Annotated in this window: 17 protein-coding genes; 10 read left to right on the top strand and 7 right to left on the bottom strand. The window is 41.9% G+C overall.

Features of this window, described 5'->3' with window-relative positions; genetic code table 11:
• Positions 1 to 969: 969 nt before the first annotated feature.
• Entirely contained in the window at positions 970 to 2367 is a 1398-nt protein-coding gene (locus tag KXJ59_RS03205) for an MATE family efflux transporter (RefSeq protein WP_295201067.1), read from the top strand.
• A gap of 65 nt (positions 2368 to 2432) precedes the next feature.
• Here KXJ59_RS03205 and KXJ59_RS03200 read toward each other — a convergent pair whose 3' ends face one another.
• The 7 genes from KXJ59_RS03200 to KXJ59_RS03170 form a co-directional block, all read right to left on the bottom strand.
• On the bottom strand, positions 2433 to 3494 hold the full coding sequence (locus tag KXJ59_RS03200) for a porin (RefSeq protein ID WP_295201064.1): 1062 nt from the start codon (positions 3492 to 3494) through the stop codon (positions 2433 to 2435).
• Positions 3495 to 3571: 77 nt separating this feature from the next.
• Entirely contained in the window at positions 3572 to 5989 is a 2418-nt protein-coding gene (locus tag KXJ59_RS03195; RefSeq protein WP_295201061.1) for an outer membrane beta-barrel family protein, read from the bottom strand.
• Between the two features lie 50 nt (positions 5990 to 6039).
• Positions 6040 to 7137: a magnesium/cobalt transporter CorA gene (corA, locus tag KXJ59_RS03190; protein WP_295201058.1), complete on the bottom strand. Its 1098-nt coding sequence runs from the start codon at positions 7135 to 7137 to the stop codon at positions 6040 to 6042.
• 89 nt (positions 7138 to 7226) lie between these two features.
• Positions 7227 to 8012: a hypothetical protein gene (locus KXJ59_RS03185; RefSeq protein WP_295201057.1), complete on the bottom strand. Its 786-nt coding sequence runs from the start codon at positions 8010 to 8012 to the stop codon at positions 7227 to 7229.
• Complete coding sequence (locus tag KXJ59_RS03180) at positions 8009 to 8548, bottom strand: SRPBCC domain-containing protein (protein ID WP_295201056.1); 540 nt, start codon at positions 8546 to 8548, stop codon at positions 8009 to 8011. Before KXJ59_RS03180 ends, KXJ59_RS03185 begins: the two co-directional genes overlap by 4 nt.
• 162 nt (positions 8549 to 8710) lie before the next feature.
• Complete coding sequence (locus KXJ59_RS03175) at positions 8711 to 11068, bottom strand: UvrD-helicase domain-containing protein (protein ID WP_295201054.1); 2358 nt, start codon at positions 11066 to 11068, stop codon at positions 8711 to 8713.
• Positions 11069 to 11128: 60 nt separating this feature from the next.
• Positions 11129 to 11308 (bottom strand): hypothetical protein, encoded by a 180-nt coding sequence (locus KXJ59_RS03170; RefSeq protein ID WP_295201053.1) that lies wholly within the window; start codon positions 11306 to 11308, stop codon positions 11129 to 11131.
• Positions 11309 to 11400: 92 nt separating this feature from the next.
• Here KXJ59_RS03170 and KXJ59_RS03165 point away from each other — a divergent pair, with 92 nt between their 5' ends.
• From KXJ59_RS03165 to KXJ59_RS03125, 9 genes are all read left to right on the top strand, one after another.
• Entirely contained in the window at positions 11401 to 11631 is a 231-nt protein-coding gene (locus tag KXJ59_RS03165) for a helix-turn-helix transcriptional regulator (RefSeq protein WP_295201052.1), read from the top strand.
• A 118-nt stretch (positions 11632 to 11749) separates the two neighbouring features.
• Positions 11750 to 12406 carry a response regulator transcription factor gene (locus tag KXJ59_RS03160; protein WP_295201049.1) on the top strand — a complete coding sequence of 219 codons (657 nt, stop codon included), beginning with the start codon at positions 11750 to 11752 and terminating at the stop codon, positions 12404 to 12406.
• 189 nt (positions 12407 to 12595) lie between these two features.
• Positions 12596 to 13075, top strand: coding sequence for a sigma-70 family RNA polymerase sigma factor (locus KXJ59_RS03155; protein ID WP_295201046.1), 480 nt, complete (start codon positions 12596 to 12598; stop codon positions 13073 to 13075).
• 3 nt (positions 13076 to 13078) lie between these two features.
• The gene (locus tag KXJ59_RS03150; RefSeq protein ID WP_295201044.1) at positions 13079 to 13690 is read left to right on the top strand and encodes a hypothetical protein; all 612 of its coding nucleotides are present in this window, start codon (positions 13079 to 13081) and stop codon (positions 13688 to 13690) included.
• A gap of 44 nt (positions 13691 to 13734) precedes the next feature.
• Complete coding sequence (locus KXJ59_RS03145; protein WP_295201043.1) at positions 13735 to 14004, top strand: hypothetical protein; 270 nt, start codon at positions 13735 to 13737, stop codon at positions 14002 to 14004.
• Between the two features lie 145 nt (positions 14005 to 14149).
• Positions 14150 to 14440 (top strand): isoamylase early set domain-containing protein, encoded by a 291-nt coding sequence (locus KXJ59_RS03140; RefSeq protein WP_295201040.1) that lies wholly within the window; start codon positions 14150 to 14152, stop codon positions 14438 to 14440.
• A gap of 166 nt (positions 14441 to 14606) precedes the next feature.
• A complete protein-coding gene (locus KXJ59_RS03135; RefSeq protein ID WP_295201038.1) occupies positions 14607 to 15566 on the top strand; it encodes an L-threonylcarbamoyladenylate synthase in 960 nt (319 codons plus the stop codon).
• Positions 15567 to 15654: 88 nt separating this feature from the next.
• Positions 15655 to 16632 carry an ABC transporter ATP-binding protein gene (locus tag KXJ59_RS03130; RefSeq protein WP_295201035.1) on the top strand — a complete coding sequence of 326 codons (978 nt, stop codon included), beginning with the start codon at positions 15655 to 15657 and terminating at the stop codon, positions 16630 to 16632.
• Between the two features lie 152 nt (positions 16633 to 16784).
• Complete coding sequence (locus KXJ59_RS03125) at positions 16785 to 18776, top strand: PAS domain-containing protein (protein ID WP_295201033.1); 1992 nt, start codon at positions 16785 to 16787, stop codon at positions 18774 to 18776.
• Position 18777: the final 1 nt, after the last annotated feature.

Below are 18777 nucleotides of genomic sequence, written 5' to 3'. Positions count from 1 at the left end.
TCCGGTTGTAAACTGAGCAAACGAAACCACCGGAATAAAAACCAGCAGCAATAAAAAAAGAGAAAGTCGTTTATAAAATGAATTTCCCCCCCGCACATAACGCACAGGCATGCTAATATTGGATATGGTCTTCCACAAGCAGCTCATCTGGGGGGATATTGAACTTTGGTTTAAAGATATATAATTATGATATTCAACTATTTACCTGTTGAACCCTTACAGATTATATATACGTTAAAAGACCGCTTTTGGTATACCGGTGCTGCATTTTTTTGAAAACACAAAGCCCCGACAATATTCGTCAGGGCATTTGTTCAGGGTTTGGTTTAGGTGAACCAAATATCGGGTCAATTATTAAGCAGGTTCAATATACTCATTAACCCGCTTGCGATAAAAAATTCTTAGCCGCCCGGGTATTACACTGTTTTGGTTAGTACCAGTTAGGCCTGTAATGGGCTTATTTTTCATGGCTGGCGAGTAGTTTATCGCATAGCTGTCGCATAGTTGTGGCATTACTGTCGCATTGCTGTCGCATATTTTATTAAGAATGCGACAGCTATACATAAACATCGCTCCTGCCTTGGGTTGATTATGAGCTAAAACCAGAACCACCTACCGGAAAGCCCTGTATCCCAATATTATAATTAGTTGATAACCATTGTATAAACCCAGCGCATGCAGGCTGCTGAAATGGTTTTCGGGATACAATCGGTTCAATCAGCAAGTGGCAGTACCGCCAATGACAGGTGTATGTTTTCGCCACTCATCCATTTTTTTCCGGCTGGTATGCGGGTAAAATATTTATTTTTACCTGCCTGCTGTCAATAACTGCTGCAGGATATATACACCAATACCGGTTTTATGAACTTCTAAGCAGGGTACGCAAACATCGTTCTGCTACCCAATTTTCTCCGCAACCCTTATTAACTGCGCCCCGGCGCCTATATTTCTATTTAATTAAGTTCAACAATGACGAATATTCAACCAACCCATACGCCCAAAAAGGGCTTTTTCAGTTATTTCCGCGAAGCACTCAACAGCGAACACCAGGACTTTACACAGGGCAGTATACGCAAAGCCGTTTTCATGCTGGCCATTCCCATGATACTCGAAATGTGTATGGAATCGGTTTTTGCCGTGGTAGATATTTTCTTTGTGAGCAAACTTGGCGCCGATGCGGCCGCCACAGTTGGGCTGACCGAATCTTTTCTTACCCTTATCTATTCCATCGCCATCGGTATCAGCATGGCGGCTACTGCCATGGTGGCCAGAAGGGTGGGTGAAAAAAACCACGACGGAGCCGCACATGCCGGCGCTCAGGCCCTCTTACTCGGTTTTGGTGTTTCCATACTCATCAGCATCATCGGTATTTTCTTTGCCGGCGATGTGCTCCAGCTCATGGGTGCAGGCGAGGGCGTAATAGCCATGGGTACCAACTATACCCGCATTATGCTTATCGGTAACCTCGTAATCATGTTGCTTTTTCTCATCAACGGTATCTTTCGCGGTGCGGGCGATGCAGCCATGGCCATGAAAAGTTTATGGCTGGCCAATATCTGCAATATCATTCTCTGTCCCATTCTCATTAACCAGTTTGGGTTAACAGGTGCGGCCATTGCCACCACCACCGGTCGTGGTATTGGTGTATTGTACCAGCTCTACCACCTGTTCAGGGGAAAAAGTATTATACGCATCCTCAAAAAACATTTTGTACCCGATGCGGCCATACTTAAATCCATTGCCAATATTGCATCTACCGGAACATTGCAGTTTATCATTGCATCGGCCAGCTGGATCGTGATGGCCCGTATCATGACCGGTTTTGGCAGCGATGCCGTTGCAGGTTATACCATCGCCATACGTTTACTCATTTTCTTCCTCATGCCCGCCTGGGGTTTGAGTAATGCTGCGGCCACTTTGGTTGGACAAAACCTGGGTGCACAGCAACCGGAACGGGCGGAGCAGTCGGTCTGGAAAACAGCCCGGTACAATGCCATTTTTATGGCTTTTGTTTCCGTGCTTTTTGTAACAGGTGCCGAATTTTTTGTAGGGCTTATTACACAAGACCCCAATATCAGCGAAACAGCCGTTTCGGCACTGCGTATTGTGAGTTTGGGTTATATTTTCTACGGTGTAGGCATGGTAATGATCAACGCTTTTAATGGTGCCGGCGACAGCAGAACCCCCACCTGGATCCACCTGTTCTGGTTCTGGATTTTCCAGATACCATTCGCACTGCTCCTCTCGCAGGTACTCGATTTCGGTACCACCGGCGTTTTCATCGCCATCGTCATCACCGAAACCTGTGTAAGTATTACCAGTGTAATACTGTTTAAAAGAGGAAAGTGGAAACTGGTGAAAGTGTAGGAAACAGAGAAATAAGAATTAAGGAATAAGAAAGTGAAGCACCATTCACTTTCTTATTTCTTATTTTAAAAGCTCACCGCGAGGGATGTTGTAATCAGCAGGCTCTTGTTTACAGCCCTGTCTTTTGATGAAAAATATCTGGCTTCTATTCGCCACAGGGCTTTCGGGTGCAGGGCCAGATCGTAGTTCATGGAATAGCCCCAGGTTTTAAAACCAGTTAGTGTTGTTGATGGAATAATAACGCCGTTTGCATCACTGTAATATTCAAGCCTGCCGGCAACACTTGCTTTGCTGTTCAGTTTCCATTGACCAATGAGTACCGGTGAATACCAGTAATTATATGTCCGACTGCCTTTTGTTTTTTGTTCGGCGCCCACATCAAAACCGGTAGTAATGGCAAAGCGATTGCTCAGTTTGAATATCCCATAAAAATTATGGAAGTAGCGCATCTGTTTTATACTATCAGGTTTATCGTTACCAATAAAAGAGCTGCTGTTAAGGGTAATGGTGCTATCGGGTTTATAGGTTAGTTGATGACCGATGCCAATGGTATTATTGCCTGCAACCCTTTGTATTCTTTGCCAGCCATTCAGTAATAAAACACTCATGAACCATTGCTCATTGGCAGTGGTGTAGGATAATTTTATACCCGATTCGTAATAGGGCGAATTATCTGCCAGCATGCTCCTGGTGAGGTTCCAGCAATCTTTACCGATGGCGCTTTCAAAACCAATATGTGAAGAGAAAATACCCGCGTCTAACCAGATATTTTTTCCCGCCGATAATTTAACACCTGCATTGGCTTCAAATATATTTTTTAATACACCGGGTTCTGCAGACAGGTTACTGTTCATATACGTACCCGCCGCAATTGCCATATTGGCCCTGATGCTTTTTTCCCCGTACGCTATTTTCAGCAGGGCCAGGTTGGGCGTAAACTCATTGAGCCGGTTATAGGAGTACATAAAAGAAGGCCCGTTATGTGTTTTCGATTTAGCAAAATCAGTGGCATAATATGTTTCCAGGTATCCGCTAACCCTAACCCGGTCTTCCGAATCATTCGATTGCGCACTTAACTGTACTATGTTTATTACTGCTAAGCCCAGCAGCAGGCAATGTTTTTTCATGTTCTATTTTTATAAGAAACCATTGGGAACAGAGAAATAAGAAAGTGAATGGTGCTTTACTTTCTTATTTCTCTGTTTTACAGCTTCCTGCTATACCCCAGTCTGAAAACCTGTGTTTCATAGTAGTCGGTACTGTTAAGGGTGAAGCCGTTTCCGTTGATGGTTCTTTCAATGCGAAGTGTATTGAAAAGATCGGTGGCATTGAAAAATAATTCGCCTTTCCCATCCTTCAACTGTTTTTTTACACCCATATCTACCGAAAACCGGGCCCCTATTTTCCCCTGTGGAATAATATCTGGTGCCAGGTATATAGTAGTAAGCTGCAGTTCGGTTTGATTACGCAGTTTAAAGATAGCATTCCACTTAATATTACCCGATGTCTGCGTTTGCTGATTGGCCGAAAAAGGGGTTGGAACAGGATATTTGCTCAGTACGGTAAATGCATCTACCACTGTTCTGTACATATTGGCATTGGCATTAAAAGAAAAAACGGGTGATACCGTTTGTTGAAAAACCAGTTCCAGACCTGTATGGCTGCTCCTGCCCGCATTTTGAAATACATTATAGATGAGTGTGCTGGGCGGTACCTGTATGGCAATACGCGTTATATAACTGTTGGTATTGCGGTGATACAGCGCTGAATAAAAATAACCCTTGCTGAAATTGGTTTTATATCCCAGCTCATAACTATTGGTAAACTGCGGTCGAAGACCGGGGTTACCTACTTTTATAATTTCTGCATCATCGTATTTGGGGAAGATGCGTATATCTACTTCATTGGGGCGGTCTACACGCTTATTATAGAAGAGCGAAATTTTATTGTATTCATCTATCTTATACGCCAGCCGCAGGTTGGGAAAGGGTTGTGTATATTGATAGCCGTCGCTTTTATAAGTATTATGATTGGGGTTTACTTTATAATCAAGGTCAACATACTCCATCCGTAAGCCCAATTCTGCTTCTACTTTATTGCTTTCAAAAACATAATTACCATATATGGCCGGTATAATTTCTGTATACGTTGCTTCACCACCGGCATTTACATCCAGCGGTGAATTTTGTCCGGGTTTAAACTGCATGTTGGTAGGAATATTTCTATAGCGAAATTTTATGCCTCCTTCTATTCTTCCGTTTTTCAGTGGCCGCGTATAGTCTATATTAAAATCGGCCACATGTTCATCTGAGAGTAGTTTAAATGAATCGAGTCCTGTAAAAGATGGTAGTATATTTTCAAAATTATATTTCTCATCTTCCCTGTGAAACGTATAATTAAAGCCCATATTCAGTAGGTGTCCGGGCTGTTCAAACTTATGCTGATAGAGAGCCGATGCTACTACGGTTGTTTTTAATTCGTCTTCCAGAAAACGCCAGAGTCTTTTACGGTTGGTGAGTTCTTTATTATAAAATGGTTCATCGCCCCGGTCAATGATTTTCTCAATGCCATAAAGACCAGATACCGTTAGTACATCTCTATTGTTCAGGTTCCAGTCGAACCCTGCTTTTGTCGTCAAAAAATGTGTATTCCTGTTTCGCTTTGTTTGTTGTTCTATTACCGTTCCATCTGAATAAGTCCTGCTTACAAATTCATTTTTATTCAGTGTTTCGGTATAAAGCCAGTCCGATTGCAGAAATGCATTCACTTTATTTTTTCGGTAATTCAAAGAGAGTGATGGATTTATTTTGGGGGTTGACTGATACTGCGGGCGAATAGCGGGAAGATTTTCCTTTTTAATCCAGAGTGCGCCCAAACCTGTTGTAAGACCGAATTTTCCATTAAAGCCCTCCTGTTTATTTTTCTTGTAAATGATATTAATAATACCTGCATTGCCATTAGCGTCGTATTTGGCTGAGGGGTTATTGATAATTTCTATTCTTTCGATGGCGGAAGCCGGTAAATTATCGAGGCCGTTCTGGTTACCAAAACCTGTGAGTGCTGTTTGTTTTCCATCTATCAATATGGCCACTTTATCGCTGCCCCTTAATTCTACTTTTCCATCCTGACTCGTGGTTATACCCGGCAGGTTCTTCAATACCTGTAAAACCGAACCGCCCGACTGTGCAATATTTGCAGCTACCGAATAGGTTTTTTTATCCATGGTGGCAGCCATTTCATCCGGCTTTGTGCTGTTTACCACTACTTCCTTTAATTGGTTTATGCCAGGTTGTAATTCAATGGTGCCGAGGTCGAGAAAAGGACTGAGGCTGCCGATGAGTACGGTTTTTTTTTGCTGTTCAAAACCACTATAAGCATATTCTATGAGGTAGTTGCCCGGTTTTATATTGGCCATTGAAAAGCGGCCTTCTTCGTTACTTACCGTACCGGTTACAAAAACACTATCGCGCTCACGCTTTACGATAATATTTACAAAGGCAAGTGGTTTTTTGTTATCCCCCGATTTAATAAGACCCGAAACCGTAACAGTTACCGACTGTGCAGAAACACTATATGCCTGAAAAATGACGATACAAAAAAGGAGAATTATTTTAACTTTCATTCAGCTTAATGATTCAGATAACTGCAAAGTATTTCTTATTTCTCTGTTTTCTAAAACCACCCTCTTCTTTTAAACATCACCAGCATCCATACCGGTACTACCAGCATAAGGCCTACGGCGATGAAGAAACCATATTGGTGGTGGAGGTAGGGAATGCGGTCGAAGTTCATGCCGAAGATACCGCCGATTACGGTGGCCGGTGCGAGTAAGCAGGTTACAATGGCCATTACCTTCATTACCTCATTGGTCTTGAGGTTTACATTACTCAGGTAGAGATCCTGTAAGTTCATCATCATATCACGATAGTTCTCTACATGGTCGTTGGCCTGAAGAATATGATCGTATACGTCTTTAAAATATTTGGTGGTTCTTTCTTCGAGCAGTTCACTTTCGCTGCGTATAAAACCATTGATGAGTTCCCGTACCGGGTTCACATTTCTCTTTAATACAATCAACTCTTTGCGAAGGCTGTTGATGACAGCCAGTGTGCGGGTATTACTGCCGCGGATGATTCTTTCTTCGAGTTGTTCAATCCGGTCGCCCAGTTTTTCCATAACAATATAATAGTTGTCAACTATCATATCGAGCATGGCATAACAGAGATAATCGGCAGCACTGGCTCTTAGTTTACTACCGTTGAGTTTAAGTTTATCGCGAATAGGGTTAAATACATCGCGGCCGGCATCTTCCTGGAATGACAATACAAATCCTTTACCCAGTATAATGCTGATCTGTTCTGTTTCAACCGCGCCTGTTTGTTCATTGAAATAAAGCATGTTGAGTAAACAGAACAATACATTGTCCATCTCATCCATCTTGGGTCGCTGACTCACACTCATAATATCTTCCACGATAAGGGCGTGAATACCAAAATGGTTACATATCGCTTCCACATCGGCTTTGCGTATACCGTCTACATTGATCCAGGAAATATGGTTGTTATCGCGATAGGTAAAACAGTCTTTTATATCACTCAGTTGTGTTTCTGAAAATTCAGTGGCAGAATAGTCATACACTTTCAATTTTATCTCACTGGCTTCCACCCTTTCCGGAATCACCGTAGGATTCACATGAAAGATATCGCGTGTACGTTTGGTATCGAAAAGCGTTAGCGGGTTCAGGTATTTGAGGTATTTGGCACCGGTCATGGCGTGAAGTTAGAGAAACCGCAGAATATTGAATACTGAATATCCAATATTGAAGTAAAGCAGAATACCATTTCGACATTCGATATTCATTATTCAACATTCCCCCTTTTCTCCTCCTTTTTCACCGGCTCTCCGTTCAGGGCTTGTATGAGTGTAAAAGTTGCCAATAGTGCATATACTATGGAGACTATGAATACGGCTCTGGTATTTCTGAGCAGGTAGAAAGACAGCAGCGGCAAAACCTGCAGGGCATGCATTCCAATAAAATGGGCCACTCTTGGGTCGCCGTAGCGATAGCTCCAGTTAAGAAAGGGCAGGCCTGCTTCTCCGTCGGGGCCGCCAATGGTATGTGTCATACGCGAGCCCATTACAAACCCTTCGAATGAGAACACCACAAATATGATGATCCCCAAGCGGATTAACCAGAGATAATAAACAGGTAATTCGGGAAAAGGCGTTTTGAAGAAAAGAATACCTACATATAATGTGTATATAGTAACCAATGATGCGGCCAATGCCATCAATACATATAAAGAAGCATAGAATGGTGTTGATATATTGTAATGTGAAAGCTGTCCGCGTGCGGCTTGTAAAACAATGTATACCAATTCAAAGCCTAATAATACAATAATAGCTATGTTGAACAATCCTGTATTAAAGGAAGGAAGATAATAGATGTACCAGGCCATCGTCCATGCATACATACCTATTGAGAGCGCGAATTTGATGGGTTTGTACCATGCATTTACATTATATACTTTTACTGATGTGAATTGTGCGAGCAGTATCATGAGGATGGCTGCAACAAAATTCAGCAGACCAAAATAGTAGAGGGCCTCATTGCGAATTTTCAGTTCCTGTATAAATGCCATCATAAAACAGGTTTTTGTTCTGCTTTTTGTTTCAGTTCATTGAGCCAAACATCGTGCAGTTTTTTTAGTTTGTTTCTTTGAAATGTTTTTTCCATAAACGTGAGCCAGCCATTCTGCGATTCATCGGTAATAACCCTGCATCCGTTTTCAGTAGGAATAATTAACCATACATGATAGCCTTGTATGCTTTTCTTAACCGATTCCCAGGCCAGGAGCCGGTTGGGTTCATATTCTTTTATAGTGGAACGAAATTTTAACCCCATGGTTTGCCAGCTCATGATGGTAGTAGATTCCAGTTGCTTCTGTGTGGTATCGGCAAAGCGTATATTTTTTGCGCCTTTATACCAACTTTCCCACTGAAGGGCATCGATCAGTATTTTCCAGACGATCTCCGGTTTTGCATTGATCTCTATCTGATTGTGTACATAAAACCGGCTTTTGGATGGATGGTATTTCTCCGGCCATTTGATCGTATCTGATTGCGCCTGTACCGGCACCATATGATAAAAAAAAATCAGCCACGCTATACAGTATTTCATATTGCTTTGTTTCAGACAAAGCTATTAGGGCATATATGCGAAAACGATAACAAATGTTTAGAAACAGAGAAATAAGGAATAAGGAATATGAAATAAGAAAGTAAATAGTACAATGTATAAAACATTTTCATGTTCCTTATTTCATATTCCTTATTTCTCTGTTCACTCCTCTACAATCCGCAGTTTCGCGTAGTTGAGCATAATTTTTTTCTCGCCATTCTTTTCAAACTGAATGGTGGCCACCGGATTATGGGCTGAACCTTCAACACCCGATACGGTTCCGAAACCAAATTTCTGGTGTTCTACTTTTTGTCCGGCCTGTAACTGCGAAGTATCACTCGCTACAAAATCGGCCGATGGTACATGTGCTACCACTTTGGGTGCCACTGGTTGTACCGGCAGGTATTCGGGTTTGGCTGATGGTTTGCGGCTGGGTGGCGGGCCATATTTTCTTTCAGCAGCAGCAGCACTGCCTCCACCATATCCAACACCTCGCTGCATACGCTCAAACGCACTGCCCATATCGCTGCCTGCATTGTTGCGGGCACCACCACCGGCATAGGTTTTATCGATATACTGTTCGGGCATTTCTTCTATAAACCGACTGGGTTCATTTTGTACGAGTTGACCAAAACGGTAACGTGCATTGGCATAAGTGAGCCATAATTTCTGTTTGGCCCTGGTTACTGCTACATAAAACAAACGACGCTCTTCTTCCAGTTCTTCGCGGGTGTTGATCGACATTCCACTCGGGAACAATGTTTCTTCCACTCCGCCCACAAACACACATTCAAACTCAAGTCCTTTGGCAGCGTGTATCGTCATCATTTTCACTGCATCCTGTTCGCCTTTGTCGTCATCTGCATCGGTCAATAAAGTAATCTGTTGCAGGTAAGAGCCCAGCGATTTATCGCCCAGTTCCCCATCTTCATTGCTGGGGCTTTCGGTCCACTCTTTGATGGAGTTCAGCAATTCCTGTATGTTTTCGTAACGGGCGAGGCCTTCTGTTGTTTTATCGTTAAAGAGTTCTTTTACCAGGTTGGTATGTTTTCCTACCTGTACCGCCACATCGTATGCATTGGTGCTGGTGAGCATACTCTGGAAATAGCGGATCATGGTATGAAAGTTCTGCAGGGCTTCCAGTGTACCCGCTTTGAAACCAAATTCTGCAGCCCGCGACACTACTTCATACATCGAAATATTCTGTTCATTGGCAGCAATCACACATTTTTCAATGGTGGTTTTACCAATACCGCGAACAGGGTAATTAATGATTCGCTTTAGTGCTTCTTCATCCCTGGTATTGGCAATCACACGCAGGTAAGCCAGAAAATCTTTTACTTCTTTACGCTGGTAGAAACTCACACCACCATAAATGCGGTAAGCAATCCCCATTCTGCGCAGGCTTTCTTCAAATGAACGGCTCTGCGCATTGGTGCGGTAGAGAATGGCAAAATTTTTATTGTAAAAATGGTAGCGTAGTTTTTGTTCCTGTATACAGTCGGCCACAAAACGTCCTTCATCATTATCGGTCATGGTACGAACCAGTACAATCTTATCACCTTCCTTGTTTTCGGTCCAAAGGTTTTTAGGAATTTGTCCTTTGTTGTTTTTAATCACTTCATTGGCCACATGAATAATGTTCTGGCTGCTGCGGTAATTTTGTTCCAGTTTCACCACTTTTACATCATCATAATCTTTCTGGAACTGTAAAATGTTTTCAATGGTGGCACCACGGAAGCTGTAAATACTCTGTGCATCATCGCCCACCACACAAATATTTTCATGTACTGCTGCCAGCAGTTTGGTAATCTGGTACTGAACAGGGTTGGTATCCTGGTACTCATCAATCAGAATGTATTTAAACTTATGCTGGTACTTGTGTAATACTTCAGGAAAATTTTTGAGCAGCTCATACATTTTCAGCAGCAGGTCATCAAAATCCATGGCACCGTTTTTAAAACAACGGTTGGCATAAGCTGCATAGATCTGTGCAATGGCCGGACGATTGGCCCGCATATCTTCCTGCTGTATATAATAGTCAGTAGCATATTCTGCCGGACCCACCAATGCATTTTTGGCTGATGAAATACGGTTGCCTACTACATTGGGTTTATAGTGTTTATCGTCGAGGTTCAGTTCGTTCACCACGGTTTTAATAACCGAACGGCTGTCGTCGGTATCATAAATGGTAAAGCTGTTGGGATAACCAATACGGTGTGCTTCGGCCCTGAGTATGCGGGCAAATACACTGTGGAATGTGCCGATGTATAAATTACGTGCTTCTGCGTTACCGAGTATCCGCTCAATACGTTCTTTCATTTCAGCGGCGGCCTTATTGGTAAAAGTGAGGGCAAGTATATTAAAAGCATCCACCCCATTATTCATCAGGTGTGCAATGCGGGTGGTTAATACTTTTGTTTTGCCACTGCCAGCGCCGGCCACTATCATCAATGGTCCCTTGATATGCGTTACTGCTTCGCGCTGGGGTTCATTCAATCCATTCAGGTACTCTTGCATGGGCGCAAGTTAATCAGTTGAGCGTGTATGAGATGCGGTCGTGAATAAGTTGGGGCCGATTTATGACCCGATGACTGTTTTTTTAACGGCTTTCTTTTTCTGTTCTGCGTCTTGCCGGGTTTTACGCTTTGCCAGTTGTTCCATTGCTACTGACCGGGCCAGGGCATACAGAATTTTGTGCCGTACTTTCTGCGATACGGTGATCAGTTCAATACCGGAAGATGATAAGGGTTTATACATATAAATGATTCAAGACTAAAATTAGGAAGAAAATCAACTGGCATATGATCATACGCCAATCGTTTTCCTGTTTCACATGACCTTGTTCCCGCATGGACAAGGATTCCGTAAAAGCAAGTTTTGGCAGGTATCTGACGAAAGTCAGGAAAGAAAGGGGGCTGAGTATTCATCAGCTTGCGATTGACTGCGATATGGAATACAGTCATTTACAACGTATTGAGAAGGGAAAAGTAGATATTGCCCTTACTACCATGGTAGCCATTTTCAAGGGGCTTGAACTGTCTGCCGAAGAACAGGCTGCACTTTTCCGGTCGCTTAAATAAGCTGGAAAATCTGATGCGCCTGCTAAAAAAGAGTATTTACCACCTCAAATAGAGTATTTTCCACATTAGCAGAAACGATGCGCTTTACTTATTTCACACAGGTATGAATAAAGCCTGTATGGAATACAAAAAAATTAAACTCATGATTGCCGATGATCATGTGATTTTCCGGAAGGGTTTAAAAAAAATTCTGGAAGATGTACGTTTCCTTCAGATTATCGGAGAAGCCTCCAACGGGGTTGAGCTACTTACCCTGGCACATCAGTTAAGACCCGATGTAATACTGGTAGATGTATCCATGCCGGTGATGGATGGGGTGATGGCTGTTAAAGAACTTTGCAAGCGCCAGTTAACCAGACGCATCATTGCCCTTTCGGTTTTCAGTCACGAAACCCATATCATGGAGATGCTCGAAGCTGGTGCCATCGGCTATCTCACCAAAGGTGTTGGAAAAAAAGAAATCCTCGAAGCCATTGAAGCGGTGTATGAAAACCGGCCCTACTTCTGCCAGGAAAGCAGCAGACAGGTAACCGATCTGATTGAAAAATACCATACCGGTTACCGCAACCACCTTGTGGTATTTACAGAAAGAGAGAAAGACATCATACAACTCATCTGTGAAGGCGGCACCAGTAAAGATGTGGCCCGAAGTTTATACATCAGCCAGCGCACGGTTGAGGGTCATCGTACCCGTATCATGCAAAAAATGCGCGTAAAAAGCATCGCCGGCCTGGTGGCTTATGCCTGTGAGAAAGGGTTGTATAAGGGGGAGTAGGATAGCGGCAAGCTTCAAGCCACAAGCTGCAAGGCAATGGTTATAAATATTACGTATTCGATGTTAGGGGGAATATCCGGCCTTCTGTTTTACCCACTTGTAGCTTGTGGCTTGCAACTTGTAGCTTTTCTCCCCTTTCTGTAATTTCCTCCCTACTATTGCAACTAACCTTCAGGAAACCATCATCATTTGAGCGAAGCAGCATTTCTGGAAGCGGTTAAAAACAGCCAAGGCATTATTTATAAGCTCGTTGGACTCTATGCCAATGATGCAGAAGAGCGTAAAGACCTTTACCAGGAAGTACTATTACAGTCGTGGAAAGCCTGGCCCTCATTCCGGGGAGAAGCCAAGTTCAGCACCTGGCTATACCGGATATGTCTGAACACCATTCTTACCCAGAAAAGAAAAGTAAACCGTATTGATTATATCGAATCGCTTGAACCGGTTGAGCACCTGGTGACTGATACGACCAACCATAAAAAAGAGGAAATAGAAAGGTTGCGGCGCGCTATCCGCTCTCTTTCTGAAACCGATCGTGCCATTGTTTCCATGCACCTCGACGGATATGAGAACGCCGAGATGGCAGATGTGCTGGGTATTACTATTAATCATGTGGCAGTAAAACTGCATCGCTGCAAACAACAATTAGCGAATCTTTTAAAGCAATAACAGATGAGCATAGAAAAAACCTGGAAAGATATAGATGAGCAGTCTGATGAAGCGCTGGCTGCATTGCTTAAACCATTGGTGATTGAGCGTCTGCAATCAAAAAATCCTCTGGCTAGCATCAAAAAAAATATGCTGATCAATAGTATCTGGGCCATGCTCATTGCCATCGGTTACCTATTGATTATTATTTATTTTCCTTTCTGGCAAACAAGGCTCATTATTGGTTTTCTGTTCCTGTTTACCGGTTGGGCTGCTTACGTAACATTAAAAGAATACAGAAACATTCAAACCAGCTCTCCCGGGAGTCCTTTGCTGGAAGAAATGGAAAGACATTATACCAATATCAGCAATTGGATAAAAATGCAGCAAAAAACAGGTATCCTTATCTATCCCGTCAGTGCTGCGGGAGGCTTTATGTTAGGTGGTGCAATTGGTGCAGGTAAATCTGTAGATGAGATTATGGCAAAGCCGGTAATGTGGGTAGCACTATTTATCGTGACCGCCGTTCTTGTTCCATGCGCTTATTATCTTGCCAAATACATGAGCCATCGGGCTTTTGGCAGACACCTGGAGACATTAAAAAGAAATATCGACGACCTTAAAGAAAAAATATAAGCTCGTAATTTTTTTCAAGGAAGGGCCACTAACTAAAAAAAGAAATGATGGAAACTTCTGCAAAAACAAATGCACAAAACATCAGGTTTCAAAGAGTCGCTTATGGTGTTTTTCTGTTAGCTGGCATCTACTTTCTCATCAGAAAAGACTACGGAAATGCGCTTTTATTTTTTGGTCTTGCCCCCATTTTTGATCCTTTTGATGCAAAAATACCTTTTGGGAAAAGGCCATTATATCAGAAAATATGGCTGGTGGTACACGTAATTATCACACTGGTCTCGCTGGCACTGGTTATTGCCTATAAAGCATGGTGATGTTTTGCTATTGGCATTTATGCTATTTATACTTGATTTTTTCCCAAGTGTCCTCGCCAGCTATTTCCAACTGTTAATAATATAATAGGGTCTGTTGGGTTACCATTGCCAGCATCTGGTATTAAGGGCAAGCAAACAACCAACCATGATTCAGAAAACCATCTACAAAACCAAAGACTACTGTAAAGTAAAATTTAACCTGGATATACAGGATACTGAAAGCGCTTCCATCCTGGGACTAAATGGTGATTGGCATAACCCTGTTCCGATGAAAAAGAAAAAAGACGGCAGCTTTACCGCTGAATTACAATTACCCAAATCATCACAACACGAATTCCGTTATCTCCTCAACCAGTCTGAATGGCTCAACGAACCCGAAGCAGATGGTGAAGTGGAGAATAGTTTTGGAAGCAGTAATAGTGTTCTTAGTTTATAGTACCATGTGAGTTAGGCTTCAAGCCGCAAGCTACAAGCTACAAGTTGTTTGGGTGTAAGATAATTATATCAGAATCTCTTGAAGCTTGACGCTTGCAGCTTGCAGCTTATTCCTTGAACCTTAATAAAATTACTTGTAGCTTGCGGCTTGAAGCTTGTAGCTAAAAATGTCCCTTATTACCACTGATATTAAGCTGGTAGCCGATAGTCTTTCTAAGGAAGAAGTGGCCGCTATTCCTACCGAAACCGTGTATGGACTGGCGGGTAATATTTATAGTGAGAAAGCTATTCGGAGTATTTTCAGGATCAAACAAAGACCCTTGTTCAATCCGCTGATCGTGCACCTGCCGAATGCAGATGCGCTGCGTGATGTGGCAAAAGAAATACCGGCAATGGCAAAAGCACTGGCCGACAAGTTCTGGCCGGGACCTCTTACATTATTGTTACCCAAAAAAGATACGGTTCCTGATCTCATCACTGCGGGTAAGCCAACGGTTGCGGTTCGTGTACCCAATCACGCGCTTACTTTGTCTTTGTTAGAGCAGCTTTCTTTTCCTTTGGCAGCACCAAGTGCCAATCCATTTGGTAGTATCAGTCCAACCACCGCTGAACATGTGGCCAATTATTTTAAAGATGCATTTCCTTATATACTCGATGGCGGCCCCTGCAGCAGTGGTATTGAATCTACCATCATTGGTTTTAATGAAGATGGTGCTATTGTATATCGCTATGGTTCTCTGGCCATCGAAGACATTGAAGAAATTACCGGTCCCGTTCAGGAATACATACGCGACGAAGAAACACCGGATGCGCCGGGTATGCTGTTAAGACATTATGCACCTTCCACCAGCACCATACTGAGTAACGATATTGATAAAACGGTAAGCGAACATGTGGGCAAAAAAATTGGCCTGATGTTGTTCAGTCATTCCAGCAAAGCAGATCATATTGTTACCCAGGAAATTTTATCAGCATCCGGTTCACTTGAGGAAGCAGCATCCAATTTATACGCAGCCATGCACCGGCTCGATCAGCAACAACTCGATATCATTATTACAGAACGTTTTCCGGATAAGGGTTTGGGAAGATCCATCAACGATCGTTTACAGCGGGCAACACATGCTTAAAATAAGAAGCAAGAGACAAGAAACAAGACACAGGGGTCCGCATCACTGATTTTTATTTACTTTCACGGCGGTCATGGAGCAAGCGAGCATGAATAAACATACAGAAAATTTATTGAAGGTAGATGCGGTGAGTAAATCAGCAGCCGGCAACCTTATTGTACATCCCACCAGTTTTCAATTATCGTCGCGGAAAAAACTGGCGATTGTGGGTGAGACAGGATCGGGTAAGAGTACATTGCTTCGCATGATTGCCGGACATATTGCACCCGATTCGGGCAGTATCTTTTTTAACAACAAAAGGGTGTGGAGTCCGCCCGTTACTTTATTACCGGGTCACCCAGGAATTGCTTATCTCTCGCAGGATTTTGAACTGCGTAATAATTACAAAGTTCATGAGCTCTTAAATTATAAAAACCTGCTGTCGCCCGAATCGGCTGCACAGTTATACCATGTTTGTAAGGTTGAACACCTGATGAACAGAAAAAATGATGAGCTCTCAGGAGGTGAACGACAAAGAATTGCATTGGCCAAATTGCTGGTAGGTGTACCTGAACTTTTATTACTCGATGAACCTTTCTCGAATCTTGATCTTCCCCAGAAAAAAAATATCAATGCCGTATTACATGCCATCAGTAATCAGCTTAAGATTACCTGCATCATGGTATCGCATGATCCGGTTGATACATTGAGCTGGGCCGATGAAATTATGGTATTGAGAAATGGGCTTATCATTCAACATGCTAACCCTCAACATATTTACCAGCAGCCCGCCGATGAATATGTAGCGGGTTTATTTGGTTCATACAGTCTTTTAAAAGGCATCTATCATCCTTTCAAAATAAAATGGGGATTGAATGATCAGCAGCCTGTTTTATTTATCAGACCCGAACAATTATTACTCACTGACTCACATGAAAAAGCAGTAGACTGCGTGGTAACCCAGGTATTGTTTTGTGGTGCTTACTGGTCGGTAACAGTAAGTAATGGAGAACAATCATTGGTTATTCATACAGCCATCGCCGGTATGCAGAAGGGCGACCTGGTTTGGGTAAAACACAGATCATAAGACCACCGTAGGCTTACATAAAAAAAGATATAGCTTCTCATCAAAAAAATTTATCCTTTTTTAACTCATTTATATCCAGAACTCGCAATGCGCCGATTTTTATATATGAGTCTTTATATGCAAATGATACTTTCGCTTTACAAGCATCATACATGAAAAATCTATTAAAAGGCATCTCTAATGCTAACAGTTATTTATTGGAAACCGGTGATCTTACTACAGCCCTTAACCAGGTTGTGGAAGCGTTGGGATTGGCTACAAAAGTAGATAGGTGTTATATCTTCAGAAATGAACTTGATAATGACGGTATACTGCGTCTTTACTATATACATGAATGGTGTAAGGAAGGGATTGAAGTACAGTTAGGAAATCCTGATCTAAACGGACATAGTTATGATGTATTTCCTGGTTTATATGATCAGTTAATGCAGAACCAACCATTGTACGGTATGGTAAAAGATGCCAGCAATGAATTCTTCCGGGAGATCATGGAATCGCAGGGTATTATTTCTTATTTATTCGTTCCCATTTTTAGTCAGAATGAGTTTTGGGGATGGATGGGATATGATAATTGCAGCACGCTTACCGAATGGTCTAAAGAAGAGGTAGATGTATTATTCTCTGTTGCCCGTAATATTGGTCTAAGACTAAGCCGAGACAGCGTGGAGAAGAATCACCTGCATACCATTGAGCGTTATAATATGTCTGTTCAGGCTTCACAGCAGGGCCTTTGGGAATGGGAAATAGATAAAAACAAACTTAGGTTTTCTGAGATATACATGAAAATTCTTGGCTACCAGCTAAATGATTTTGAACATAGTTTTGAAAGCTGGAAAAAACTACTTCATCCTGATGATATAGATCGTGTTCTTAATGAACTTGATATGTATTTAAAAGGTTACCGGAGCCATTATGCTGTTCAGTTCAGACTGCAACACAAAGCCGGTCACTATGTATGGATACAAAGTTCCGGTATTGTTAAGAGAAATGAAGATGGAATACCTGTGTATATGGTAGGATCACATCTTGATATGTCTGCTATTAAAGAGCAACAGGAGCAATTGCGGAAGCAAAGAAATGAATTTAACTACCTGATCAATGGTCTGGGTGAAACCGTATTCCGTTTAAATATGGATAACAGTATCACTTTTCTCAATGAGTATTGGGCAACACTTTCGCAATATAGTATTGAAGACGCTATGTTGAAAAACTTTGATGGATACTTTTTACATGAAGAAAGACAGCAAATTATAGAGGCACTGGAGAAAATAAAAGCCGATAAAGAAGAGAATATTTCTCTGGATGTTAGGTTGGTAAGAAAAGATATTAAAGTAAGATGGGTACAGGTAATACTCAGAAAATATGGTACTCCGGAAGATAAAAGTAATTTTATTGCAGGAAGCATTATTGACATACATGAGAAAAAAATAAGTGCCCAAAAAGAAAAAGAACTGGCAGATATGAAAGAGCATTTTGTATCGCTTACATCACATCAGTTCAGAACACCCCTCACTGTAATCTTCTCCAATATTGAGTTAATAGAACTGTTTGCGCAAAAATCTGATCCGGTATTTTCAACAAGGATCAATTCTTCAGCTGAAATTATCAGGAGTGAGATCGACAGAATGACAGAGCTAATGAATAATATTCTCTTAATGGGTCGTTATGATGCAAAACAGCTTCATTTTAATCTTAAGAAAACAGATCTAACTCCTTTTGTATTTCAGGTAGTAGATACTTATTTTTCTAATCAGCCGGACAACCGCAGAATACATGTTAAAGTGTCTGGTAAAGCTGCTGATCTAATGATTGATGAAATGCTTATTACCCATGTTTTAACCAATATTATTTCAAACGCGTTTAAATATTCTGAGGGTTGCGCCGACCCTGAACTAGATTTACAATATCATGAAGAGGAAGTAGAAATTATTATATCCGATAGTGGTATTGGTATACCGCCAAACGAAATTGAAAAAGTATTTAACTCCTTTTACAGGGCAACCAATACACTTACTTATCAGGGTTCCGGTCTTGGACTTGTTGTAGCAAAACAGTTTCTTGAATTACACAACGGTACCATCAACCTGTATAGCAAATTAGGAAGAGGAACAAAAGTTAGCCTCACGCTGCCCTATGCCAAATAAA

The organism is Sediminibacterium sp., from assembly GCF_019264485.1.
In the GTDB taxonomy this organism is placed as follows: Bacteria; Bacteroidota; Bacteroidia; order Chitinophagales; family Chitinophagaceae; genus Sediminibacterium.
This window is presented reverse-complemented; position numbering and strand designations above follow the sequence as displayed.